Below are 529 nucleotides of genomic sequence, written 5' to 3'. Positions count from 1 at the left end.
CTCGTGCGGCACCTGCCGCGCATCGCGTCGTGGCAGGCGGTGCGCGACAGTCATCCGGCCGGGCTGCTGCGCGGGCCGGTCATGCGGGCGATGGGGATTCCGGCGCACTTGCTCGGGCCGCTGATCGGCGCGGTCGTGACGCCGCTCGCGGTCGTCGCCGGGCTCGCGTGGATCGACTGGCGTATCGCGCTGTGCCTCGCGGCAGCCGCCGTGCTGCTGTTCGCGCTGCTCGAACGCGGCGGCACGCGCACGCTCGCGTTCGAGCAATCGCGCGCGGCCGGCGATCGCGAGATGGCCGTGCAGCTTCAGACCTTCGCCGCGCATCAGGGGCTGTTGCGCTTCGCGGGTCAGGCAGGCGATGCGCGCGCCGCGCTGCAGCACGCGTTCGACGAGCAACATCGCCGCACGCGTGCGCTGATGCGGCGCTCGCTGCCGATCGAGCTCGGCTTTGCCGGTGCGGTGCAGGGCGTGTTCGTCGCGATGCTGGTCGGCGGCGCGTGGGCCGTCTCGGCCGGCCGGCTCGATGCCG

General features: G+C 74.1%; 1 pseudogene. It reads left to right on the top strand.

Features of this window, described 5'->3' with window-relative positions:
• Window positions 1–529: pseudogene (locus G3O00_RS43085) on the top strand (ABC transporter ATP-binding protein); the annotation flags it as partial.

Origin of the sequence: Burkholderia sp. Ac-20384 (assembly GCF_017104605.1) — a bacterium.
GTDB lineage: Bacteria > Pseudomonadota > Gammaproteobacteria > Burkholderiales > Burkholderiaceae > Burkholderia > Burkholderia lata.
The sequence above is the reverse complement of the archived record's forward strand: the minus strand, read 5'-3'. Positions and strand labels throughout refer to the sequence as shown.